This is a genomic window from Xenorhabdus vietnamensis (assembly GCF_002127535.1).
Classification (GTDB): Bacteria; Pseudomonadota; Gammaproteobacteria; order Enterobacterales; family Enterobacteriaceae; genus Xenorhabdus; species Xenorhabdus vietnamensis.
Map to the genome: position 1 here is coordinate 1 of NZ_MUBJ01000032.1, position 4,864 is coordinate 4,864.

The 4,864-nt window shown below is 36.5% G+C and carries 3 protein-coding genes; all 3 read left to right on the forward strand.

The genetic code is table 11. From position 1 onward, the window contains the following. Positions 1–222 precede the first annotated feature (222 nt). The 3 genes from Xvie_RS18375 to Xvie_RS18385 all read left to right on the forward strand — a co-directional run bounded on the left by Xvie_RS18375 (position 223) and on the right by Xvie_RS18385 (position 4,631). On the forward strand, positions 223–834 hold the full coding sequence (locus Xvie_RS18375; RefSeq protein WP_244175728.1) for a phosphopantetheine-binding protein: 612 nt from the start codon (positions 223–225) through the stop codon (positions 832–834). A gap of 74 nt (positions 835–908) precedes the next feature. After that, a complete protein-coding gene (locus tag Xvie_RS18380; RefSeq protein ID WP_086110612.1) occupies positions 909–1,178 on the forward strand; it encodes a hypothetical protein in 270 nt (89 codons plus the stop codon). A 3-nt stretch (positions 1,179–1,181) separates the two neighbouring features. Then, positions 1,182–4,631 carry a non-ribosomal peptide synthetase gene (locus tag Xvie_RS18385; protein WP_279625690.1) on the forward strand — a complete coding sequence of 1,150 codons (3,450 nt, stop codon included), beginning with the start codon at positions 1,182–1,184 and terminating at the stop codon, positions 4,629–4,631. The last annotated feature ends 233 nt before the right edge of the window (positions 4,632–4,864 follow it).

Consider the following 4,864-nt stretch of genomic DNA (forward strand, 5'->3'; position numbering starts at 1 on the left):
CAGTAATCGCTTTCGAAAATCTAAGCTGTAGCCCATCTCATTTTATGCCTTGTCATCTTAGATTTAGATATTATGTCATATTAATATGATTTAGCTATAACTAAGGATGATTTTTTACCTATTAGCTACGGTAATATAATCTACTACTCCCCATTAAATTCTGAATGTTATGCTCACGTTAAATTAAATGGAGAATATAAACCTAGAGATACTTCCATTAGCATGGATATTACTTTCTTTTCAACAGAAGGTGAACTGTTGTTGAAGTTAGAAAAATATACTCTTATCAAATTATTTCCAAATAATCCGTTAGTAGGATCCAGCCATATGTTGGCCAATAAAGGAGAACCTTTATCAGTAAAAGTTGACACAACAGATAAAGATATCCTGTTTTATGAAGGAGTTGATGCGTTAAAACGCCAATTTTCACATCTGGAATTTGAACAGGTGGTTGTGGTAACCAGTGATCTTCATCAGCTGATTGATGAATCAATCCCAGAGTATAACGATAATATCGTTGAAACTGTAAGTGAGGCAGAAAGGAGTATACACATCAGGCCTGTGTTATCAGTGGACTATGTGGGGCCAGAAAATGATATTGAAAGAGAAATTGTTAAGATTTGGCAATCCATTCTCGGTATTTCTGGAATTGGTATAGATGATAATTTCACTGAGCTTGGTGGTAATTCTCTATTAGCGGTACAAATTATATCAGCAGTGTCTAATGTTTTTGAAATTGATGTTGGCGTTGATCTTTTCTATAAAGATCAAACTATTAGAGGCTTATCAGAACTGATGATTTCCAAATTAGAAGAATTATTACAGGATAAGTAAATCAGTTCAAATCACTCAGTTAAACTGCATGGAAACCTAATATAGATGTTCAATCAGACAGGAGTGGATAGGGTATGACTAATATTAAGCACACCGAAATAAGATCATTGAAATTAGATGAATTAAAAAAATTAGTCAGACAAAAACGGATAAAATCTGATTCAGAATCAAGAGAAATAATTAAGAAAAATGCTGATTCATCCAGGAAGTATTTTCCTTTGACCAGTGCACAAAAAAACATTTGGATGCTTAACCAATATCTTGATGATAAAAAAGTTTATAATGTTCCGTTAGCTATAACATGCAAATTTAAATATGAAATGGATTTACTGTTAGTGAAGTAAACTCTGGCATATTTAACCCAAAAGCATGATATTTTACGTACAACTTTCCAACAAATAGAAAAGGAAATATATCAATATGTATCTGATGATGCAGTGTTTGATTTTTGTTATGATGATATCACTGATTTGCCAGAGAGAGACAAAAAACAACAAATAGAAACAATGGCTAAAGCTGAGGGAGGGAGGTACTTTGATTTATCTTGTGGTCCTCTGGCATATTTACATATTATCAAATCTTATAGTCATGAATACGTATTCTTACTGACATTTCATCATATTATTGCTGATGGATGGACAGTCAGTCTTTTTTTAAAAGAGTTTATAGAAACGTATCTGAATATATTTAGCGGAGAAATAACACAGAAGGTAGAAGAAAATCGACAATTCTCAGATTATGCTTTGGCTAAAAATCAATGGAGTACTGAAGGGAAATATCAACAAGGGCTGGAGTACTGGATTAAAAAACTAGATGATGTGCAAGGCATGCTAGATATCACGACTGATCGACCTCGCCCCCTAAAAATGGATACTGCGGGAAATATAATAAGTCTGTTTTTTGAGGGTGATTTTTGTCAACGTTTGCAAACTTGTGCAGTACATTATAAAGCAACTCAATTCCACATTATTCTGGCAGCTTATGAGCTTTTGTTGCACAAGTATAGTGGGCAACAGGAAATCATCATTGGTATTCCTTTCGCAAATCGTAATCAATCTGTTACACAAAATATAATGGGATTGTTTATGAATACCTTACCATTATGTTTCAGGATAGATCCAGAAATCACCTTATCTACCCTAGTTCAAATAACCCGTAAAGAGTGTGAGCAATCGACAGCTTATCAAGATGTTCCATTCAATTGCATTTTAGATAAAATTTCCTACGTACGTAATCCCCAAGTTAATCCGATATTTCAAGCAATCTTAACTTATCAGATATTTCCACATTACCAAGAAACCTCTTTATTTAAGTACCAGCCACTAAAAATTGATTACGGTGTGGCAAAACTGGATTTAAATTTATGGGTAGAAAAAGAACATGACGGTTTGTTGTTTACTATGAACTATAGTACAGCGTTGTTCGATTGTGACACTGTTCAACGTATGTTAGTTGATTTACGAACTATTCTGGAATCTTTTATAGATCAACCACAGTTGATAGTACGAAAACTGTCTCTATTAAGTCACATGGAACGCTCTAATTTACTACTTGGTTGTCTCCCTACAACAGATATCTCACCAACAGCTGTACATCGACAGTTTGAGCAGCAAGCATGCTTAATTCCTGATGCAATAGCGGTGCGCTGTGTTGGTCGTACACTCAACTATAAACAACTTAACCAGCAAGCGAACCGTTTAGCTCATTATTTATTAGAGAGCGGCTTATCTTGTGGAGAACGCGTAGCATTGTTTATGGCGAAAAGTGAATATTGTGTTGTAGCTTTGTTGGCGGTATTGAAAGCGGGAGGATGTTATGTGCCTGTTGATATTAATCTTCCACAGCAGCAGATTGATTTCATTCTGACTAATGCATCTGTACGTTATGTTTTGGTCGAAAATGAAGAACTAGTTACAAATATACCATGTATCAAAGTTAATCAAGAACTCAATAACATGCCAGAAAGTAATCCGAAGCCAGAACAACTACTGGATGAGCTCCCGGCCTATATCATTTATACCTCTGGTAGTAGTGGTAAACCTAAAGGAGTTAAAGTTAACCATTCCCATTTAAGCCATTATTGCCAGGCAATTACTCCTATACTTGCTCAAAAACCTGGGGCTCGATATGGCATGTTTTCATCCTTTACCACCGACTTGGCACATACGATGTTGTTTCCTGCCTTGATTAACCAAGGGCAATTGGAAGTTATTCATTTACAGCATCTCAGTAATCCACAGGAGCTGTTTGATTACCTAGCAACATTACCATTAGATTGTATGAAGATTACACCAACATATTTAGCCGTATTATTGAGAGCACCTGAAGCGAGTAAATTGATACCGAAAAATTTGTTGGTATTAGGTGGAGAAAAGGTACCGGTGTCGTTGATTCGACATGTCCGTGAACTTAATGCAAATTGTTGTATAGTGAATCATTATGGACCAACTGAGTGTACTGTTGGAGTAACAACATACAAGGTACCAGTTGAACTTGATAAATTACAAAATGATTATCTCCCTATAGGTACTCCACTGAAAGATAGTCATGTTCTTGTGTTAGATACCGATCAAAAACTCGTATCAGGTAAATTGTCTGGTGAAATTTGCATTGGTGGGGCACACTTAGCGGCTGGTTACATTGACGATACAGAAGAAAATAGCGATCGGTTTAACCTTATAGGTGAGCGCCTCTATCGTAGTGGTGATAAAGGGCGTTTATTGCCAGATGGAAACATTGAATTTTCGGGACGTATTGATCGGCAGGTTAAAGTTCATGGATATCGTGTTGAATTAACAGCTATAGAAGATGTATTGAGGCAGCTACCTGATGTGACTAATGCCGCCGTCATCCAATGCCAATTGCCTACAGGAGAAACATCTCTGGTGGCTTACCTGTGTGGAATAGAGGAAAGTCATCAAGATATAGTGCAATCTGAGTTACGAAAAAAATTACCACATTATATGCAACCAGAACAGTGGATCGGGTTGAAATCGATGCCCCTTACTGCTAGTGGAAAAATTAATTATGCAAAATTACCCCTTCCTAGTTCTGAAAATAATCTTTATATACAAGACCCAAAAGATGAAATAGAACATCGACTACATGATATTTATTGTACAGTTCTCAAATGTAGCAAGGTTGATACACATAAGAGTTTTTTCAGTCTTGGCGGGAATTCAATTAATGCGCTACAACTGATTATTGATATAAATAAACATATTGGTTCAACCCTATCACTGGGGCAGCTACTTGAGAACAGCAGTATTAGCCAACTGGCAACTATATTAAAGCAAACTGCATCCTTGATGAATTCTCCATTAGTAATGTTTAATCAGGGATTACCGAATAATAAACCAACTTTACTGATGATTCATCCAGCTGGAGGGAATCTCTTGTGCTACCAGTCGCTAATGAGGGAACTAGGAACTGACTATCCTACTTATGGTATACAAATAGTAAATTTTAATCAGGATGCTTCTCATCATCATAATATTAAATCACTGGCAGAATTTTATCTGGCACAGTCTGGAAATATTATCCAGCGGACAAAATTGGTGTTAGGTGGGTGGTCACTTGGAGCCACTATTGCTTTTGAAATGGCTCAACAGTTAGTTCAGAAAACGGGAGTAGCACCTACGGTGTTGGTGCTGGATCAACCAGCACCCCAAGTAAATATTGATGATTCTGTGCAAATGAATAAGTACGAGAGATTGGTAAGTTTTGTTCGTAAAGTGGAGTTATTTCTTGGTAAGTCCTTTAATATTTCTTATTCAGAGCTAGTACTACAGCCGTAATCATCCCAAAATTAACGTGTTATCTGATAATCAATAAACTGAGAAACCGTATCATTTCAAGCTGTTCTACGGGCATATTTCCGATTGAGAAAAACAAATACGGCTGTAGTACTAGATAATGTCGTCATGAAATATCAACCAAAGCGCGAGACAACGGATCTGGACTGCCGCAAGAAACGATGTACTCTTTTTGGCATAACGGGTCGCTATGCCACGCCAGCGCTTCAGGTGTA

Excerpts from the sequence above, each read along its gene's own strand:
- Xvie_RS18375 (WP_244175728.1), top strand. The coding sequence starts at position 223 with ATGGATATTACTTTCTTTTCAACAGAAGGTGAACTGTTGTTGAAGTTA.
- Xvie_RS18380 (WP_086110612.1), top strand. The coding sequence starts at position 909 with ATGACTAATATTAAGCACACCGAAATAAGATCATTGAAATTAGATGAA.